Annotated in this window: 16 protein-coding genes; 7 read left to right on the top strand and 9 right to left on the bottom strand. The window is 68.1% G+C overall.

Going from position 1 to position 17,778, the window contains the following annotated elements; all coding sequences use genetic code 11:
* Window positions 1–93: 93 nt before the first annotated feature.
* Complete coding sequence (locus tag FHR96_RS03390) at window positions 94–1,263, bottom strand: isovaleryl-CoA dehydrogenase (protein ID WP_183386251.1); 1,170 nt, start codon at window positions 1,261–1,263, stop codon at window positions 94–96.
* 245 nt (window positions 1,264–1,508) lie between these two features.
* Window positions 1,509–3,482 (bottom strand): sigma 54-interacting transcriptional regulator, encoded by a 1,974-nt coding sequence (locus FHR96_RS03385; protein ID WP_183386250.1) that lies wholly within the window; start codon window positions 3,480–3,482, stop codon window positions 1,509–1,511.
* A gap of 353 nt (window positions 3,483–3,835) precedes the next feature.
* On the opposite strand from FHR96_RS03385, the gene FHR96_RS03380 reads away from it, so the two are divergent.
* On the top strand, window positions 3,836–5,632 hold the full coding sequence (locus FHR96_RS03380; RefSeq protein WP_183386249.1) for an NAD(P)/FAD-dependent oxidoreductase: 1,797 nt from the start codon (window positions 3,836–3,838) through the stop codon (window positions 5,630–5,632).
* A 154-nt stretch (window positions 5,633–5,786) separates the two neighbouring features.
* Entirely contained in the window at window positions 5,787–6,563 is a 777-nt protein-coding gene (locus FHR96_RS03375) for an SDR family NAD(P)-dependent oxidoreductase (protein WP_183386248.1), read from the top strand.
* Window positions 6,564–6,624: 61 nt separating this feature from the next.
* On the opposite strand, the gene FHR96_RS03370 is transcribed toward FHR96_RS03375, so the two are convergent.
* The 3 genes from FHR96_RS03370 to FHR96_RS03360 are packed head-to-tail and all read right to left on the bottom strand — an operon-like array spanning window position 6,625 to window position 8,942.
* Window positions 6,625–7,479: an ABC transporter substrate-binding protein gene (locus FHR96_RS03370; RefSeq protein WP_183386247.1), complete on the bottom strand. Its 855-nt coding sequence runs from the start codon at window positions 7,477–7,479 to the stop codon at window positions 6,625–6,627.
* 36 nt (window positions 7,480–7,515) lie between these two features.
* A complete protein-coding gene (locus FHR96_RS03365; RefSeq protein ID WP_183386246.1) occupies window positions 7,516–8,241 on the bottom strand; it encodes an energy-coupling factor ABC transporter ATP-binding protein in 726 nt (241 codons plus the stop codon).
* Window positions 8,238–8,942: an ABC transporter permease gene (locus FHR96_RS03360; RefSeq protein WP_183386245.1), complete on the bottom strand. Its 705-nt coding sequence runs from the start codon at window positions 8,940–8,942 to the stop codon at window positions 8,238–8,240. The genes FHR96_RS03365 and FHR96_RS03360 overlap by 4 nt, the downstream gene beginning before the upstream one ends.
* 109 nt (window positions 8,943–9,051) lie before the next feature.
* On the opposite strand from FHR96_RS03360, the gene FHR96_RS03355 reads away from it, so the two are divergent.
* On the top strand, window positions 9,052–9,951 hold the full coding sequence (locus tag FHR96_RS03355; protein WP_183386244.1) for a helix-turn-helix transcriptional regulator: 900 nt from the start codon (window positions 9,052–9,054) through the stop codon (window positions 9,949–9,951).
* A gap of 106 nt (window positions 9,952–10,057) precedes the next feature.
* Window positions 10,058–10,777 carry a lipoate--protein ligase family protein gene (locus FHR96_RS03350; protein WP_183386243.1) on the top strand — a complete coding sequence of 240 codons (720 nt, stop codon included), beginning with the start codon at window positions 10,058–10,060 and terminating at the stop codon, window positions 10,775–10,777.
* A 49-nt stretch (window positions 10,778–10,826) separates the two neighbouring features.
* On the opposite strand, the gene FHR96_RS03345 is transcribed toward FHR96_RS03350, so the two are convergent.
* Window positions 10,827–11,369, bottom strand: coding sequence for a DinB family protein (locus tag FHR96_RS03345; RefSeq protein WP_183386242.1), 543 nt, complete (start codon window positions 11,367–11,369; stop codon window positions 10,827–10,829).
* Window positions 11,370–11,580: 211 nt separating this feature from the next.
* Between FHR96_RS03345 and FHR96_RS03340 the strand changes: the two genes are divergently transcribed.
* The 3 genes from FHR96_RS03340 to FHR96_RS03330 all read left to right on the top strand — a co-directional run bounded on the left by FHR96_RS03340 (window position 11,581) and on the right by FHR96_RS03330 (window position 13,976).
* Window positions 11,581–12,447 (top strand): AraC family transcriptional regulator, encoded by an 867-nt coding sequence (locus tag FHR96_RS03340; RefSeq protein WP_183386241.1) that lies wholly within the window; start codon window positions 11,581–11,583, stop codon window positions 12,445–12,447.
* Between the two features lie 148 nt (window positions 12,448–12,595).
* A complete protein-coding gene (locus tag FHR96_RS03335; RefSeq protein ID WP_183386240.1) occupies window positions 12,596–13,480 on the top strand; it encodes a class I SAM-dependent methyltransferase in 885 nt (294 codons plus the stop codon).
* A gap of 214 nt (window positions 13,481–13,694) precedes the next feature.
* A complete protein-coding gene (locus FHR96_RS03330; RefSeq protein ID WP_183386239.1) occupies window positions 13,695–13,976 on the top strand; it encodes a hypothetical protein in 282 nt (93 codons plus the stop codon).
* A gap of 75 nt (window positions 13,977–14,051) precedes the next feature.
* On the opposite strand, the gene FHR96_RS03325 is transcribed toward FHR96_RS03330, so the two are convergent.
* From FHR96_RS03325 to FHR96_RS03315, 3 genes are read right to left on the bottom strand one after another with little or no spacing between them, the layout of a single operon-like run.
* Window positions 14,052–15,029: an XdhC family protein gene (locus FHR96_RS03325; RefSeq protein ID WP_183386238.1), complete on the bottom strand. Its 978-nt coding sequence runs from the start codon at window positions 15,027–15,029 to the stop codon at window positions 14,052–14,054.
* A gap of 2 nt (window positions 15,030–15,031) precedes the next feature.
* Window positions 15,032–17,287 (bottom strand): xanthine dehydrogenase family protein molybdopterin-binding subunit, encoded by a 2,256-nt coding sequence (locus FHR96_RS03320; RefSeq protein WP_183386237.1) that lies wholly within the window; start codon window positions 17,285–17,287, stop codon window positions 15,032–15,034.
* Window positions 17,287–17,757, bottom strand: coding sequence for a 2Fe-2S iron-sulfur cluster-binding protein (locus tag FHR96_RS03315; RefSeq protein WP_183386236.1), 471 nt, complete (start codon window positions 17,755–17,757; stop codon window positions 17,287–17,289). Before FHR96_RS03315 ends, FHR96_RS03320 begins: the two co-directional genes overlap by 1 nt.
* Between the last annotated feature and the right edge of the window lie 21 nt (window positions 17,758–17,778).

Raw genomic sequence — 17,778 nt, 5'->3', positions numbered from 1 at the left:
GATAAAAGCTTGGAGCTTGAAGCCGGAAGCTTGAAGAAAAACCACTCAATCAAGGGTTTAAACTCTTCCAGCTTCACGCTTTCAGCTTCCAGCTTATTTTGATTCGTTAAACAGTTCGCGGCCGATCAGCATGCGCCGAATCTCGCTGGTGCCGGCGCCGATCTCGTAGAGCTTGGCATCGCGCAGCAGGCGTCCGGTGGGGTACTCGTTGATGTAGCCGTTGCCGCCGAGCAGCTGGATGGCGTCCAGCGCTACCTGGGTGGCCTTCTCGGCGCAGTAGAGGATCACCCCGGCGGCGTCCTTGCGGGACGTCTGACCGCGGTCGCAGGCGCCGGCCACGGCGTAGAGGTAGGCGCGGCAGGCGTTCAGGGTGGTGTACATGTCCGCGATCTTGCCCTGCACCAGCTGGAACTCGCCGATCGCCTGGTTGAACTGCTTGCGCTCGTGGACGTAGGGCACCACCACGTCCATGGCGGCCTGCATGATGCCGATGGGGCCGGCGGCCAGCACGGTGCGCTCGAAGTCGAGCCCGCTCATCAGCACCCGCGCGCCCTTGTTGAGCTCGCCAAGCACGTTCTCCGCCGGCACCTCGCAGTCCTCGAACACCAGCTCGCAGGTGTTGGAGCCGCGCATGCCCAGCTTGTCGAGCTTCTGGGCGGTGGAGAACCCCTTCATGCCCTTCTCGATGATGAAGGCGGTGATGCCCTTGGAGCCGGCGTCCGGGTCGGTCTTGGCGTAGACCACCAGCACCTCGGCGTCGGGGCCGTTGGTGATCCACATCTTGTTGCCGTTGAGGATGAAGCGGTCGCCGTCCTGCCGGGCGCGCAGCTTCATGGATACCACGTCGGAGCCGGCGCCCGGCTCGGACATGGCCAGGGCGCCGACGTGCTCGCCGCTGATCAGCTTGGGCAGGTACTTGGCCTTCTGCTCGGCATTGCCGTTGAGCTTGAGCTGGTTCACGCACAGGTTGGAGTGGGCGCCGTAGGAGAGCCCCACCGAGGCGCTGGCCCGGGAAATTTCCTCCATGGCGATGCAGTGGGCCAGATAGCCCATGCCGCTGCCGCCGTCTTCCTCGGGCACGGTGATGCCGAGCAGGCCCATGTCGCCGAACTTCTGCCACAGATCGTTGGGGAAGGCGTTCTTCTCGTCGATCTCGGCGGCGCGCGGGGCGATCTCGTCGCGGGCGAAGGCGTTGACGTGATCGCGCAGCATGTTGAGTTCGTCGGCCAGGCCGAAGTCGAGGGGCGCGTAGGGGGCGTGCATGGCGATCTCCCGTAGTGTGTCAGGTTGGCCGTTGAGGCGATGTGGCTAGCCTAGGGTAGGTTTACGTTGACGTAAAGTGCAGCTTTTGAATGGCTAGACCAAGGTCGCAGTCACGAAGCCGTATGCCTTGAGCATAGAAGCAAGATGAGAGCAGCAAGAGGGCGAAAAGACATCAGTACGCCGTGGCGGGAGCTGGGCGGTGCACGCGGGCCGCCACTTTATCGTCACTCCTCGACCTGCACTCCTTACGAGGCGGGCTGATGATTGGGCGCCACCAGGCCGTGTCGGCGCATGCGGCGATAGACGGTGGGCCGCGAGACGCCCAATTCCCGTGCTACCCGGCTGACGTTCCAGGCCGAGCGTTGCAGCAGCTCGAGCAGTGCCTGGCCATCCTCCGACGCTGCGGGCTCGGGGGCGAGCGGGGTGGGAGTCGTGACCAGCAGGGACGGCGCGGCGCCGGCCTGACACTCCTCAGGGAGATCGTGCAGGGTGATCTCGTCGCGCTCGGCGGTGGCCATGGCGAAGGCGATGGCGTTCTTGAGCTGACGGACGTTGCCGGGCCAGGAGTAGGCCAGCAGCGCGCTCACGGCGTCGGCCCGCAGGTGCCAGACCTGGCCGCGTTGCTCCTGCAAGGCGGCGTGCACGCAGCGAATCACGTGGTGGCGGTCGGCGCGCTCGCGCAGGGCGGGCAGGCGCAGCTGGGCGCCGTTGAGCCGGTAGTAGAGGTCTTCGCGGAAGCGGCCGGCGGCGATCAGTTCGGTCATGTCGCGGTGGGTGGCGGTAACGACCCGGATATCGACCCTCACCGGCGTTTCGGCGCCTAGCGGCATCACCTCGCGCTCGGCCAGTACCCGCAGCAGGCGGGTCTGCAGCGGTAGCGGCATGTCGCCGATCTCGTCGAGGAACAGGGTGCCGCCGTCGGCCTGCTGGATGAGCCCGCGCATGCCCTTGGCGCGCCCGCCGGTGAAGGCGCCCGGTAGATAGCCGAACAGCTCGCTCTCGATCAGCGATTCGGGAATGGCGGCGCAGTTCACCGCCACGAAGGGCTTGTCGGCGCGCTTGCCGCTGTCGTGGAGGGCGCGGGCCAGTACTTCCTTGCCGGTGCCGGTCTCGCCGCTGATCAGCACGCTGACGTCCTCATGGCGCAGGCGCCGGGCCAGCTTGAGCACGCGGTGCATCGCCGGGTCGTCGGCGGCGAGCCTGTCCAGGGCCGGCACCGGCGTGGGGGCTTCCTCGCGCGCGGCTCGGGCGGCCGGCGGACGACCCCGCGGCTCGAGCAAGGTAACGAAGCAGGTGGTGTCGTTGGCACGGGCCCGAAACGCACGGATCTGGTCCTCGCCCGAGCCGGGGATGCCCAGCAGATCGCCGAGCTCGGCGTCGAACAGCTGGGTCGCGCCGGGACGCCAGTCCGCGGACCAGGGCGGCCAGCGGCGCAGGTGCTCGTCGATCAGGGCGCGCCCGCCGTGGTTGGCGGCGATCACGCTGCCATCCTCCTCGATGGCGATCAGCCCGCGGCCGTTGAGGTGCACGAACTCCCGAGCGGTGTCGTAGCGCAGGATCAGGCAGTCCCGGTAGCGATGCAGGAAGTAGGCGTCCTCGATCATCCGCGCGTATAGGTTGACCAGCGCCAGGGCGAAGGTCTGGCTCTCCTGGGAGCGCGGCGACTGCAGGGCGGAGATGTCCAGCACCGCCATCACCCGGCCCTGGGGATCGGTGATCGGCGCCGCCGTGCAGGTCAGGGCGATGTGGGTCGCGTCGAAGTGTTCGCTCTGGTGGCAGGTGATGGCCTGGCCGTCGTGGAGGCAGGTGCCCACGGCGCAGGTGCCGGCGTAGCGTTCGTCCCAGTCGGCGCCCAGGTAGAGGCCGGCCCGGCGCAGGGCGCGGTCCTGTTCGCCGTGGCCGCGAAAGGCCACGGTGATGCCGCGGCGATCGGTGAGCAGCAGCACATAGCCGAGCTGGGCGACCTGGCCGAAGAGGCGGTCGACGCCGGCCCGGGCCACGTGCAGCAGTTCGTCCACCGATTCCTGATGGTCGCGCAGCGCCTGCTGGGTCAGCACGCGCACCGGGCGCGGCCGGCCGGGGTCGAGCCGGTATTCGCCCAGGCAGCGCTGCCACGAGCGCTGGATCACGTCCCGATAGCCGAACGGTTCGGCGTCGCGGCCTTCGCCGAGCCGGATCAGGGTCTCGATGTGCTGGCGTTGCTCGGCGTGCAGAGCCACGTCTGCCTCCGTTGGGCCGCCTGGCCGGCGGCTCTTGTGATGATCGGGCGTGCTCTTGTCAGCCTATGCCGCCACGGGCGGGAGTCAATCGATGTCGGCTTCGCCCTTGGTCGGGGCGTTACAGGTGTAACGCAGCTCGGAGGAGCGTACGGGTGACAGCTGTCACGTTGGGGGGATGCAGAGATGGTCTCGCCACGTCGCCGAATGGTGAGTTCTTTATTGCTTTTCAGAGAGTTGCATGGCCAGTCGCGGGATCATTCCGGGCTGGCACGGTTCCTGCTGGGCCTTGGCGTGTCATCCCGATGGCTCGTTGCCAGAGCCGATAGCAACAAAACAACAAGAGGATCACCGTCATGACGACACCCACGCCAACTCAACTGGCCCAGCAGTGGCTGGACGATTTCGCCGCCGCCCTCGAGCATCGCCATGTCGCGGGCGCCCTGACGCTGTTCGGCGAGGAATGCTACTGGCGGGACCTGGTCGCCTTCACCTGGAACCTCAAGACGCTGGAGGGCCAGGACGAGATCCGGGCCATGCTCGAGTCTACCCTGGATACCGTCCGGCCCGGCCGCTGGCACCTGGAGGGCGAGGCCACCGAGGCCGATGGCGTCATCGAGGCCTGGCTGGCCTTCGAGACCGCCGAGGCGAGGGGCAGGGGGCTGGTGCGCCTGAAGGACGGCAAGTGCTGGACGCTGCTGACCGCCATGCGCGAGCTCAAGGACTTCCCCGAGCCCCGCGGTGAGAACCGGCCCAAGGGCGCCGAGCACGGTGCCAACAAGCAGCGCGAGACCTGGCTTGAGGCGCGCCGACGCGAGGAGGCCGAGCTGGGCTACGAGCGCCAGCCTTACTGCGTGATCATCGGTGGCGGGCAGGGCGGCATCGGGCTGGCCGCACGGCTGAAGCAGCTGAACGTGCCGACCATCGTGATCGAGAAGAATCCGCGGGCCGGCGATTCCTGGCGCAATCGCTACAAGTCGCTGTGTCTGCACGATCCCGTCTGGTACGACCACCTGCCGTACATTCCCTTCCCCGAGAACTGGCCGGTGTTCGCGCCGAAGGACAAGATCGGCGACTGGCTGGAGATGTACACCAAGGTGATGGAGCTCAACTACTGGAGCTCCACCGAGTGCGAAGGCGCCCGCTACGACGAGGCCAGCGGCGAGTGGGTGGTCGAGGTCAACCGCGACGGCGAGCGGGTCACCCTGCGGCCGAAGCAGCTGGTCTTGGCAACCGGCATGTCCGGCATGCCCAACGTGCCGCAGTTCCCCGGCGCCGAGACCTTCGAGGGCGAGCAGCAGCACTCCAGCCAGCATCCCGGACCCGACGCCTATCGCGGCAAGAAGGTCGTCGTGGTGGGTTCGAACAACTCCGCTCACGATATCTGCGCGGCGCTCTGGGAGCACGACGCCGACGTGACCATGCTGCAGCGCTCTTCCACCCATATCGTGAAGTCCGACTCGCTGATGGAAGAAGTGCTCGGCCCGCTGTATTCCGAACAGGCGCTGCAGAACGGCATCGATCACGACAAGGCCGACCTGATCTTCGCTTCGATTCCCTACAAGGTGCTGCCGGACTTCCAGCGGCCGGCCTTCGACGCCATCCGCGAGCGTGACGCCGACTGCTACCGCAGGCTCGAGGCGGCGGGCTTCCTGCTCGACTTCGGTGCGGACGACTCCGGGCTGTTCCTCAAGTACCTGCGGCGTGGTTCCGGCTACTACATCGACGTCGGCGCCTGCGACCTGGTCGCCAACGGCGACATCAAGCTGCGCAGCGGTGTCGGCATCGAATGCATCAATCCGCGCTCGGTGACGCTGACCGACGGCTCGGAGCTGCCCGCGGACCTGATCGTCTACGCCACCGGCTACGGCTCGATGAACGGCTGGGCGGCCCGCATCATTTCCCAGGAGGTCGCCGACCGAGTCGGCAAGTGCTGGGGGCTCGGCTCCGACACGCCAAAGGACCCGGGACCCTGGGAGGGCGAGCTGCGCAACATGTGGAAGCCCACCCGGCAGCAGGCGCTATGGTTCCACGGCGGCAACCTGCACCAGTCTCGCCACTACTCCCACTACCTGGCGCTGCAGCTCAAGGCGCGCCTGGAAGGCATTCCCACCCCCGTCTACGGCCTGCAGGAGGTCAATCACCTGAGTTGAATGCATCGCGGAGCCGGCCGCCGCGCGCCGGCTTCGCTTGCCCATCGATGTCATGTTTCCACGCTCTGTCGTCGAGGAAACCGTCACCGAGGAAACCGTCATCGACGACGCCGTGATGGATGAAACCGTGATGGATGAAAGAGGAGCAACGCTCATGCAACTGACAGGCAAGACAGCACTGGTGACCGGCGGCGGTCGCGGTATCGGCCAGGGGATCGCCACGGCGCTAGCCAAGGCGGGCGCGAACGTGGCCGTCGCCGACCTGGAAGGCGACATCGCTCGTGACACGGCCGCCCGGGTGGAGGCGCTTGGGCGGCGCAGCATCGCCCTGCGAGTCGATGTCTCGGACCCGGCATCGGTGCAACGGCTGATCGAGGAGACCGAGGACCGCCTCGGCCCGCTCGATATCGCCGTCAACAACGCCGGCATCATCGGTATCCATTCGATCGCCGAGCTGACGGCGGCGGAGTGGGATCGCGTCATGGCCGTCAATGCCAAGGGGGTGTTCCTGTGCACCCAGGCAGAGATCGCGGTCATGCGGCCGCGTCGATTCGGGCGCATCATCAACGTGGCCTCGATCGCCGGCAAGGTGGGGTTTCCCGATCTGTCGCACTACTCGGCCTCCAAGTTCGCGGTCATCGGTTTCACCAACGCCGTGGCCAAGGAAGTCGCGGCCGAGGGCGTGACGGTCAACGCCCTGTGCCCGGGTATCGTCGGCACCGGCATGTGGCGTGGCGAGGAAGGGCTCTCCGGGCGCTGGCGCCAGGAAGGCGAGAGCGAGCAGGCGTCCTGGGAGCGTCACCAGAAGACCCTGCTGCCCCAGGGCGTGGCCCAGACCCCCGAGGACATGGGGCAACTGGCGGTTTATCTGTCCTGCGCCGATCACGTGACCGGGCAGGCCATCGCCGTGGACGGTGGTTTTTCGCTCTAGAGAGAAGGTATGACGATGCGCCGGCCCGCTCCGTTTCGCCACGGGGCGGGCCGGCGTCGTGTCATTCGGCGGTGCTGGTTCGGGCATCGGGCTTGGCATTGGGAAAGAACAGCTGCTGCCCCTTCACCCGGAAGTCCGCGATGGCCTGCTGGCCGTCGTCGGAGAGCAGCCAGTCATGCCATTGCCGGGCCAGGTCGTGCTTGAGATGGGGGTACTTGGAGGCCGATAGCACCAGGCTGCCGTACTGGTTGAACAGCGCCGGATCGCCCTCGAACAGCAGATCGAGGTGCTGGCGGTTGTCGAAGGCCACCCAGGTGGCGCGGTCGGACATCACGTAGGCGTCCATGCCGGCGGCGGTGTTCAGCGTTGCTCCCATGCCGCTGCCGAGCTCGCGATACCACTCGCCCTCGGGGGTGATGCCGGCGGCGTCCCACAGGCGCAGCTCGGCACGGTTGGTGCCGCTGTCGTCGCCACGGGAGGCGAAGGGCGCCTCGATCTCGGCGATGGCGGCGAAGGCCGCGGCCGCCGTCTCGGCGTCGGCGATGCCCGCCGGATCGTCGGCGGGGCCGATCAGCACGAAGTCGTTATACATGACGTCGGCGCGCTCGCTGGCATAGCCGTCGGCGACGAAGCCCTGCTCGCCGGCGGTGTCGTGGACCAGCAGGCTGTCGGCGTCGCCGCGCCGGGCGATCTCGAAGGCCTGGCCGGTGCCCACGGCGACCACGTGCACGTCGATGCCGCTGGCCGCGGTGAATAGGGGGATGATGGCATCGAACAGCCCGGAGTTCTGGGTGGAGGTGGTCGAGGCCAGGGTGATATAGGGCGCGTCGTCCCGGGCGTAGGCGGGTGTCGTGATGCTCGCCAGGCCGATGGCGGCGGCCGTGGTGAAGGACGCGAAAGTGGCTGTGATGCGCATGGTGAGGCTCCTGCCGTGATGGTGTCTCGGGATGGGCTAGCCGATCAGTTCCCCGCGCAGAAAGGCCGCTGCCTCGGGCGTGGCGGGGGCCGAGAAGAACCGCTCGGCGGGGGTTCGCTCGAGCAGGCGCCCGCCGCACAGGAAGATCACCTCATCGGCCAGGCGGCGCGCCTGGTGGAGGTCGTGGGTGCTCATCAGGATGCGCGTGCCGGCGCGATGGAAGTCGTCGACCGCCGCCTCGACGGCGCGGATGGCGGCCGGGTCCAGTGCCGCGGTCGGCTCGTCGAGGAACAGCATGTCCGGTGCCAGCAGCCAGGCCCGGGCCAGGGCCAGGCGCTGCTGCTCGCCGCCGGACAGCACCCGCGCGGGGCGCCGGGCGAGGTCGGCGAGGCCGAAATGCGCCAGGGCGCCATCGGCCAGCAGACGCCTCAGCCGCCAGGGCGTGCCCTTGACGGCCAGCGCATGGAGCAGGTTGTCCCTGGCCGAGCGCTTGAGCAGCACCGGGCGCTGGAAGACCATCGCCTGGCGGGTCGGCGGCCCGTCCCAGCGTACCTGGCCGCGGCTAGGCGTCAGCAGGCCGTGGGCCAGGCGCATCAGCAGGCTCTTGCCGGCTCCGTTGGGGCCGAGCACCAGGGTGCGCCGGCAGCCCTCGAGGCGCAGCGAGACCTCGGCGAGCAGCGGCTGGCCGCGGTGCTCGAAGCTCACGGCCTCGAATGAGAGCGTGGCGATGCCGACGCGGGCGGCCTGGAGCATGGTGTTCATCCGAGTCGCCTCCTGGCCGTCTCGCCGAGCAGGTGGGCCGCTGCGTTGACCAGCGCCACCAGCCCCAGCAGCACGATGCCGAGCCCCAGCGCCAGGGGCAGGTTGCCCTTGCTGGTCTCGAGCACGATGGCGGTGGTCATCACCCGGGTGACGCCATCGATGTTGCCGCCGACGATCATCACCGCGCCGACCTCGGCGCTGGCTCGGCCGAAGCCGGCCAGCACCACGGTGAGCAGGCCGACCCGGGCGTCCCACAGCAGGGTGGGGATCATGCGTGCCCGGGACAGCCCCAAGGAGCGCAGCTGCTCATGGTATTCGTGATGCAGCTCCTCGACCTGCTGACGGGTCAGCGCGGCGATGATCGGCACCACCAGCATCACCTGGGCCACCACCATGGCGCCGGGAGTGAACAGCAGGCCGAGCTCGCCCAACGGCCCGGCCCGCGACAGCAGCAGGTAGACCGCGAGCCCCGCGACCACCGGCGGCAGCCCCATCAGCGCGTTGAGGGCGACGACCAGCACGCCGCGCCCCGGGAAGCGCCACAGCGCCAGGGCCGCGCCAAGCGGCAGGGCGACCAGAGCGGCGATCATCACCGCGCTGAGCGACACCTGCAGCGACAGCCCGACGATGCCGAGCAGGGTCGGGTCCCGCTCGAGAATCAAGGCCAGCGCGGTAGCAAGCGCAGAGTCGTGCTGAGGCATGGAGCATTCCCGTGTCGATACACGCAGCATGTGTCTTGGCTACGCTGACTGCAGGGAGTACTGAAAAATATGCAGCCAGGAACAGCAGAACGACGCTGAGGAAGCGCCGATGTCCCACCAGACGAGCGCGGACCATGACTACCTGACCACCGCAGAGGCAGCCGACTACCTTCGCCTCAAGCCGCGCAAGGTCTACGACCTGGTGCGTCAGGGGCAGATTCCCTGTACCCGGGCCACCGGCAAGCTGCTGTTTCCCCGCCAGAGCCTCGACCTGTGGTTGATGAGCCACCTGGAGGGTGACATGCCCGGGGCGCGTGCGGTGCCGGCGGTGCTCGCCGGCAGCCACGACCCGCTGCTGGAGTGGGCGCTGCGCGAGAGCGGCGCCGACCTGGCGACCCTGTGCCACGGCAGCGGCGACGGGGTGCGCCGGTTGCTGGCCGGCGAGGCCATGGTGGCCGGATTGCACCTGGTCGATCCAACCAGCGGGCGCTACAACCGCCCCGAGGCGCTGGGGCTTGCCGGCATGCGTGACCTGGTGGTGGTGCGCTGGGCACGACGGCGCCAGGGACTGCTGCTGGCGCCGGGCAACCCGCTGGGCCTGGGGAGTATCAAGGATCTGGCCCGGCCCGGGGTGCGCCTGGCCCATCGCCAGGCCGGTGCCGGCGCCCAGCGGCTGCTGGCCTGGCTGCTGGCGCGAGTGGGCGTGTCGGCCGAGGCGCTGGCCTTCACCGTTCATCCGTCGCGCTCCGAGGACGACCTGGCGCTGGCCATCCGCCAGGGTGAGGCCGATGCCGGGCTTGGCGTGGAGGCGGCCGCGCGACGCCAGGGTCTCGCCTTCGTGGCGCTGCACGAGGAGGCCTTCGACCTGGCCCTGCGCCGGCGCAGCTACTTCGAGCCGCCGCTGCAGCGGTTACTGGCCTTCGCCCTCACGACGCGCTTCCGGGCACAGGCCGAGGCCATGGGAGGCTATGACGTGAGTGAGCTGGGGGAGGTGGTGTACAACGCCTGACGGGGTGCCGGAATTTGGGGTTAGACTGGGCGAGGTCGCAAGCGGCCCGTCTCCAATGCTTGCAAACATCCACACCGAACCACGCCATGTCGTCCTGGAAACCCTCATGACCGATTCGCTCGACTTCGCCAGCATGGCCCTGCAACGTCCCTCGGTGGAAGAGGGGCTCGCCGCCGAAGAAGCGCTGCTCGAGCGAGTGTGCCGTGGCGAGATGACGCTGGGCTGGCTGGCCTGGTCGCCCCATGACCGTGCCCTGGTGATGCCCCATCGACACCAGCGACTGGAGGGGTTTGACGAGGCGCGGGAGCGGCTGGCCGAGCGGGGCTGGCCGCTGCTGTTCCGTTCCACCGGTGGCACCCCGGTGCCGCAGAGCGAGGCGGTGGTCAACGTGGCCTTGGCGTTGCGCTGCGAGGTGGGCAGCTCCGCCGCGCATCTGGAGTGGGGCTATCGCCGCCTCGGTGATCCCTGGTGCGACTGGCTCAGCTGGCTGGGCGTAGCCAACGCCGATCTCGGCGCGGTGCCCGGCGCCTACTGCGATGGTCGCTTCAACGTGCGCATCGGTGGGCGCAAGCTGGTCGGCACCGCCCAGCGCTGGCGCCGGGTGCGCGGCACCGGTGCCATGGCGCTGCTGGTTCACGGCGCCATGCAGGTGGGCAGCACGCCCGAGGCGCTGGTCGAGGTGGTCAACGCCTTCCAGGCCGCCGTCGACGACCCCCAGCGCTTCAGCGGCGACAGCCATGTCGCCCTTCGGCAAGCCTTGCCCGAGATGGATCTCGAGGCCAATGTTTCCGAGCTGCTGGCGCGAATGGCGCTCAGGAGGGACTAGTCCTTGGCCTGACCCCATGGAACACGCGGCGGGTTCGCCGATCGTCGGGTCAGCTTGCCGGTTCTTCGGGAATCAGTGCCAGCAGGTCGGTGGTGCCGACGTCCTCGCCGGCCTGGGACAGCAGGGTGGTCACCTGGCCGCGATGATGGGTCTGGTGGTTGAAGAAGTGCAAGAGCAGGCTGGAAAAGCGCCGGCTGGCCGCCATGCCCTTGACGTTGTGGTAATCCAGCACCCAGTCCAGGTCACTCTCCTCGAGTCCGTCGATCCAGTGGATGATGCGCTCATCCAGCCATATGCGGTGGCCGTAGAGATCCTGAAAGTCGCGGAAGATCACTTCATCCAGGCGCGTCGGTGTCGGGAGCGTCGCTATCTCGCGGAGCGTGTCGACGCAGGCCGGGTGAGTCGCGAAGCGCTGGAGCCAGATGGTATCGGCGACCACGATGTGGTTGAGGGTGCCGAGGATAGAGTCGAAGAAGGCGCCTCGGTCCCGGGCGAGTTCCTCTGGAGAAAGCCGGCTTGCGGCCTCGTATACCTTGGCGTTCATCCACTGGTTGTAGGAAGCCAGCAGTTCAAGATGGCACTTGAGAGTCATGGGGCCTGCTCTCCATCGGTGAGGGGACAACCGGGTACGCGAGATCGCTTCACTGTACCAGCCACCGGCCGCCGCGCGCAGCCGTGCGTTGGCGGCTGTCAGGAGAGCAGAGCCGATGCTTCTGGGGCGTGGGGGCATTGAGCAAGATCGGTCAGGCTCGTCGGGCATGCCCGGGGCTATAGTGGCCACGTGTCGAGGGCAGGGGGATGCCATGAAGGACAGCAGGGTCGCGGCCTATGCGGCGCGCTTCGATCGGGTCTTCGCGCATATCGACGAGCACCTCGGCGAAACGCTGACGGTGGAGCATCTGAGCCGGGTCGCGAACTTCTCGAAGTACCATTTTCATCGCCAGTTCTCCCTGTATGCGGGGATCAGCGTGGCGCGCTACATCCAGCTGATGCGGCTGCGTCGGGCGTCCTATCGCCTGGCCTTCGAGGCCGAGACGTCGATCCTGGACATCGCACTGGAAGCCGGTTTCGAGAACCCCGAGTCGTTTGCTCGTGCCTTCAAGAAGGCCTTCGGCCAGACCCCCACTCGATTTCGCCGGGCGGCAGACTGGCGGCCCTGGACCCAGACCTATCAACTACCCAGACGAGAACGGAGACACCCTATGGACGTCACGCTCATCGATTTTCCGGATACCCGGGTGGCGGTGCTCGAGCACCGTGGTGACCCGGCGCTGATCAATGCCTCGGCGCAGACCTTCATCGAGTGGCGCAAGGCCACTGGCCTGTCACCCGTGGCCACCGCGGAGACGCTCGGCATCGCCTATGACGACCCGGCAACCACGCCACCGGCGCAATTCCGCTTCGACATCTGTGGCTCGGTGTCGGCCCGCGTGCCGGACAACGAGCATGGCATCGTCAACAAGCGGATTCCCGGAGGGCGCTGTGCCGTGGTACGGCATCGCGGCAGCCATGATCGCCTCGACGAGGCCGCCTACTATCTGTATCGCGAATGGCTGCCGGAAAGCGGCGAGGAACTGCGCGACTTTCCGCTGTTCTTCCATTATCGCAACCTGATGCCGGAGACGCCGGAACACGCATTGGTGACCGATGTCTGCCTGCCGCTGGTCTAGCCGCCCGGAAGGGGCGCCGGATTTGCGACAGGCTGCTAGAACTAAGAGACACGCCCCGCGATGCCGTCAGGGGCGATAGGGACGTCACCTGCCGACACGCGGTTTCCATGGTTCGGTCGTGCCATCCGGCACGCCAGGGGAGGCCGCCATGAGCACTCCTTCCGCATCCCGGCCGGCCAGCGAGTACGTCGAGTTCTGGAACGACACGCTGGCCGACAAGTTCAACCGCTTCCAGGACATTCTGATGAATGGCCTGAGCTTCCACAGTCGCGTGCCCCTCGAGGATCTCGAGGTGGCGCCTGGCTCGCGCATTCTCGACGTAGGCTGCGGCTGGGGCGACACCGCCATCCAGCTCGCCCGGATGACCGGGCCCGAGGGCCAGGTGCTGGGCATCGACTGCGTCGATGCCTTCCTGGAAGACGCCCGGCGCCGCGCCGAGAAGGCTGGTGTCACCAACGTGCGCTTCGAGGCCGCCGACGTGGAACGTTATCCCTTCGCGGCGGACTTCGACCTGTGCTTCTCGCGCTTCGGCATGATGTTCTTCGAGCATCCGGTGCCTGCCATGCGCAACATCTTCAAGGCGTTGAAGCCCGGCGGGGAGCTGATGTTCATCGTCTGGCGCGACATCGAGGACAACCCCTGGCTGGGGCTGCCCAGGCAGGTGGTGCTCGACTTCCTGCCGCCTCCCGGGGAAGAGGCCCGGACCTGCGGCCCCGGTCCCTTTTCGATGGCCAATCCCGAGGTGGTACGACAGCAGCTGGAAAGCGCCGGCTTCGTGGATATCGGCTTCGATCGCAACGACGGCCCGGTGGAGGTGGGCGATTCGGTCGAGAATGCCATGCGCTTCCAGCTTGCCCTGGGGCCGGCAGGGGAGGTGTTCCGTGAGGCTGGCGAGGAGGCCGAGCGCCAGCGTCCCGAGATCGAGGCGGCCCTGCGCCGCGCCCTGGCGCCCTTCGAGCAGGGCGGCAAGATCGTCATGGGCTCGAGCTCGTGGACCGTCGTCGCCCGCAAGCCCGATCAGCCCCGGGAATGAGACGGCCGGCATGACGCGGGTCGTCCCCTGTGGCGGGGGCGACCCGTGGAATAACGGGTGACAGGGGCGATGTCTGGTGAATTTTTTTCTATAAAATCGAATTTATTATCCGAAAACAGTCTCTTTTGTTCGTATTGGCAGAAAGTTAAACTGCTAACAAATAAAACGCGAAGCAGTTTGACACCCCGCACACGACGCCACAAGGAGGCTGACCATGAAAACCAAGCTGACCCTCTCCGCCCTGCTCATTGCCGCACTGCCGCTGGCCGCTCAGGCCGACAACGCCGCCGAGCGTGCCCTGCAACTGCATCAGGAGTCGCTGTCCACCCTGAGCCAGCAGGCCCCGGGCGCAGCACATGCCGTTGAAGCCAACCAGATCCAGGGCGGCAGTGCCGCCATGCAGCAGGCCCGCGCCGCCCTGCTGAGCCACAGCGCCGAGACTCGCTTCACTGCCTCCGACGACAGTCTGGCACCGGCCAAGGATGCCACTACCTGAGCAAGGCCCTTTCAGCGATACGACGATGCCCCGCTTCGGCGGGGCATCGTCGTGTGGGAGGGGAAGACGCTGGCCTCAGCGTCCGCGCATGACCCTGACCACATCGCCCACCGTTGCCAGGGCGATCTCTGCCGGCGTCTTGCTGCCCAGGTCCAGGCCGATCGGCATGCGGATGCGCGCGAGCGCCGCCTCGTCGATGCCGCCGCTGCGCCGCAGGCGTTCGGCGCGCTTCTCGGAGGTGCGCCGGGAGCCCATGACGCCGATGTAGAAGGCGTCGCCGCGCACGGCCTCGAGCATGGTCAGGTCGTCCAGGCGCGGGTCGTGGGTCAACGCCACGACCGCCGTCATGCGATGGGCGCCCTCGCGGCGCAGGAATTCGCTCGGCAGTTCACGCCGGCAGTCGGCGTCGCCGGCCTCGAAGTCCTCCCAGGCCTCGGGGCGTGGATCGCATACCACCACCTCAAAGCCCAGCGCCTGGGCGAACTGCACGCAGTACTGGCTGACCGGCGAGATGCCGGCGACCAGCAGGCGCGCGGTGGGGCCAACGCGAATACGGACCGACTGCTCTCCGTGTTCGACGCCCGGGCCCATGCCCTCGGCGAGCGCCCAGCGGCTGCGCCCGTCGTCGAGATGAAGACGGCGCTCCATCAACTGACCGCCCTGCAGGGCTTCGGCGTAGGCATCGAGCTCATCGGCGACGGTGCCTCTTGCATCGCGCGCCGTGACCGGCCAGTGCTCGACGAGCACCTCGAGACGCCCGTCGCAGGGCAGGCGCACCCGGCTGCCGCCCAGCGTATCGTCACCGTTGCCGTAGGTGACGACCTGGGCGCGGGCCCGGAAGTCTCCCGCCTGGAGCCGCGCCAGGAAATCTTCCTCCACGCAGCCGCCGGACAGCGAACCGACGTGGCGGCCGTCGGCCCGGGCGACCAGCAGGGCGCCCGGTTCGCGCGGCGCGGAGCCGAAGGTCGACAGTACCGTGCACCACCACAGGTCGTGACCGGCGGCGTGCCAGCGCCGCGCGGCCTCGACCACTTCCTTGTCCAGCGCTCGCACGGTCAGGCCTTGAGCTGGTTGCCGATCGGCAGCCGGCGAATGCGCTGGCCAGTGGCGGCGTGGATGGCGTTGGTGACCGCCGGGGCGAGCGGCGGCACGCCGGGCTCGCCGACCCCGGTCGGCGCCTCGGCCGATGGCACGATGTGCACCTCGATCTCGGGCATCTCGTTGAGCCGCAGCACCTGGAAATCATGGAAGTTGGACTGCTTCACCTGACCGTCCTCGAGGGTCAGCTCGCTGTGCAGCGCCGCCGCCAGGGCGAAGCCGATGCCGCCTTCCATCTGGGCGCGGATCATGTCCGGATTGACGGCCACTCCGCAGTCCACGGCGCACACCACCCGATCGACCTTGAGCTTGCCGTCGCCGTCCACCGAGACCTCGGCGACCTGGGCGACGTAGCTGCTGAACGACTGGTGAACGGCAATGCCGCGGCCACGCTTGACGCCCTCGGCACTCGACTCGAGCGGCGTCGACCAGCCGGCCTTCTCGGCCGCGAGATCGAGCACGCCGCGCCAGCGCGGGTTTTCGCCGAGCCGCTCGCGGCGATACTGGTAGGGATCCTGGCCCGCCGCCACGGCGGCCTCGTCGATCAGGCTCTCGGTGGAGAAGGCGGTGTGGGTGTGGCCCACGGAGCGCCACCACTGCACCGGCACGCCGATGTCCTTTGGCGTATGCAGCTCGACGTTGAGCGCCGGCACGGCGTAGGCCAGATCGGCGGCCCCCTCCACGGAGGTGGGGTCGATGCCGTCCTTGACCATCATCGATTCCATCGGCGTGCCGGTCATGATCGACTGGCCGACCAGGCGCTGGTGCCAGGCGGTCAGGTTGCCGTCGGCGTCCAGGGCCAGGCGGGCGCGATGATAGTTGAAGGGACGATAGTGGCCGCCGCGGGTGTCGTCCTCGCGGGTCCAGGCCATCTTGACCGGCGCGTCGTTGCCCTGGTCGCGGGCGGCCTTGGCGATCGCCACGGCTTCCAGCACGTAGTCGCTGATCGGGTTGGCCCGCCGGCCGAAGCTGCCGCCGGCATAGAGCTGGTGAATGATGACCTTTTCAGGCGACAGGCCGAGCAGCTGCGCCACCTGCTGCTGGTCCATGGTCTGCCACTGCTCGCCGTTGTGGATGGTGCAGCGATCGTCGCCGAGTTCCACTACGCAGTTGAGCGGCTCCATGGCCGCGTGGGCCAGGTAGGGCACCACATAGTCGGCCTCGATCACCTGGTCCGCGGCCTCCAGCGCCGAGGCGGCGTCGCCGCGATCGGTGACCGTCTCGCCAGGCTTGCCGGCTCGCTCGCGGTAATCTGCCTCGAGGGCCTCGCTGCCCATGGTGAAGGCGTCGCTGTCGTCCCACTCCAGCGTCAGGGCATCGCGTCCCTGGATGGCGGCCCAGGTGTTGCTCGCCAGCACGGCGACCAGGTCACCGCCGCGGGTCGGGGAAGGGAAGCGCACGCTGGCGACCACGCCCGGCACCTTGAGCGCCTCGGCGTCGTCGACGCTGGCCAGTCGGCTACCGAAGCGCGGGGGATGCGCCGGCACGGCGATCAGCATGCCATCGAGCTGGATGTCCTGGGTGAATCGCGCGCTGCCGTCGGTCTTGGCCGGGCTATCCTGGCGCATCAGGTGCTGCTTGCCGATCAGCGTGAACTGCTCGGGGGATTTCAGCGTGACCTCGTCGGGTACCGGGAGGTCGGCGGCGGCCTCGGCCAGCTCGCCGAAGTCGAGCTCGCGGCCAGAACCTTCGTGAACGACCTTGCTGTGGCTGACGCTCAGGCTGTCCGCGGGGACGTCGAGCCGCTCGGCGGCGGCCGCCACCAGCATGGCGCGCGCCGTGGCACCGGCCTTGCGCATCTGTTCGAAGGAGTTGGCGATCGAGGTGCTGCCGCCGGTGCCTTGAATGCCGAACATCAGGTTCTGGTAGCGTTGGGTGTCGGCCGGGGCACCCTCGACGCGGACCCTCTGCCAGTCGGCGTCCAGCTCCTCGGCGACCAGGGTCGCCAGGCCGGTGTAGGTGCCCTGGCCCATCTCGATGTGCTTGGCGATCACCACCACCTCGCCATCCGGCGTGACGCGCACGAAGGCGTTGGGGGCGAACTCGCCGTTGTCGCCGTCCGCCCGGGCGCTGCCTTTGCTGCCCAGCAGGGGCGCCATGTAGAGCCCCAGGGCGAGCCCGGCGGAGCCCTTCATGAAACCGCGGCGGCTGACGTTGACCGTGGACAGCGCGGCCGCGGCCCGGGACTGTGCTTGCTGTTTCAAGACGTGCATCAGGACACCTCCTGGCCGAGCGATGCCGCCGCCTGATGGATGGCGGCGCGTATCCGTACATAGGTGGCGCAGCGGCAGATGTTGCCGCTCATGGCGCCGTCGATGGCGCTGTCGTCCGGCGCCGGGTTGCCCTGCAGCAGCGCGGTGGCCGACATGATCTGGCCGGACTGGCAGTAGCCGCACTGGACCACGTCGAGCTCGCGCCAGGCCTGCTGCACGCTGGCCCCGGTGGGGTCGTCGGCGATCGCCTCGATGGTGGTGATCTCGCGATCACCCACGGCGGAAAGCGGGGTGATGCAGCTGCGCGTGGCCTGGCCGTCCAGGTGCACGGTGCAGGCGCCGCACAGGCCGCGACCGCAGCCGTACTTGGTGCCGGTGAAGCCGACGAGATCGCGGATGGCCCACAGCAAGGGCATGTTGTCCGGGGCGTCGACCTCGTGGGTCTGCCCATTGATGGTCAGGGTCGTCACGGTCGTTCTCCTTGTGTTGTT

Origin of the sequence: Halomonas organivorans (assembly GCF_014192055.1) — a bacterium.
In the GTDB taxonomy this organism is placed as follows: Bacteria; Pseudomonadota; Gammaproteobacteria; order Pseudomonadales; family Halomonadaceae; genus Halomonas; species Halomonas organivorans.
This window is presented reverse-complemented; position numbering and strand designations above follow the sequence as displayed.

Bases quoted from the DNA above. Each gene is read 5' to 3' on its own strand.
- FHR96_RS03390 (WP_183386251.1), bottom strand. From the start codon at position 1,263: ATGCACGCCCCCTACGCGCCCCTCGACTTCGGCCTGGCCGACGAACTC.
- FHR96_RS03380 (WP_183386249.1), top strand. From the start codon at position 3,836: ATGACGACACCCACGCCAACTCAACTGGCCCAGCAGTGGCTGGACGAT.
- FHR96_RS03375 (WP_183386248.1), top strand. From the start codon at position 5,787: ATGCAACTGACAGGCAAGACAGCACTGGTGACCGGCGGCGGTCGCGGT.
- FHR96_RS03370 (WP_183386247.1), bottom strand. From the start codon at position 7,479: ATGCGCATCACAGCCACTTTCGCGTCCTTCACCACGGCCGCCGCCATC.
- FHR96_RS03365 (WP_183386246.1), bottom strand. From the start codon at position 8,241: ATGAACACCATGCTCCAGGCCGCCCGCGTCGGCATCGCCACGCTCTCA.
- FHR96_RS03360 (WP_183386245.1), bottom strand. From the start codon at position 8,942: ATGCCTCAGCACGACTCTGCGCTTGCTACCGCGCTGGCCTTGATTCTC.
- FHR96_RS03355 (WP_183386244.1), top strand. From the start codon at position 9,052: ATGTCCCACCAGACGAGCGCGGACCATGACTACCTGACCACCGCAGAG.
- FHR96_RS03350 (WP_183386243.1), top strand. From the start codon at position 10,058: ATGACCGATTCGCTCGACTTCGCCAGCATGGCCCTGCAACGTCCCTCG.
- FHR96_RS03345 (WP_183386242.1), bottom strand. From the start codon at position 11,369: ATGACTCTCAAGTGCCATCTTGAACTGCTGGCTTCCTACAACCAGTGG.
- FHR96_RS03340 (WP_183386241.1), top strand. From the start codon at position 11,581: ATGAAGGACAGCAGGGTCGCGGCCTATGCGGCGCGCTTCGATCGGGTC.
- FHR96_RS03335 (WP_183386240.1), top strand. From the start codon at position 12,596: ATGAGCACTCCTTCCGCATCCCGGCCGGCCAGCGAGTACGTCGAGTTC.
- FHR96_RS03330 (WP_183386239.1), top strand. From the start codon at position 13,695: ATGAAAACCAAGCTGACCCTCTCCGCCCTGCTCATTGCCGCACTGCCG.
- FHR96_RS03320 (WP_183386237.1), bottom strand. From the start codon at position 17,287: ATGCACGTCTTGAAACAGCAAGCACAGTCCCGGGCCGCGGCCGCGCTG.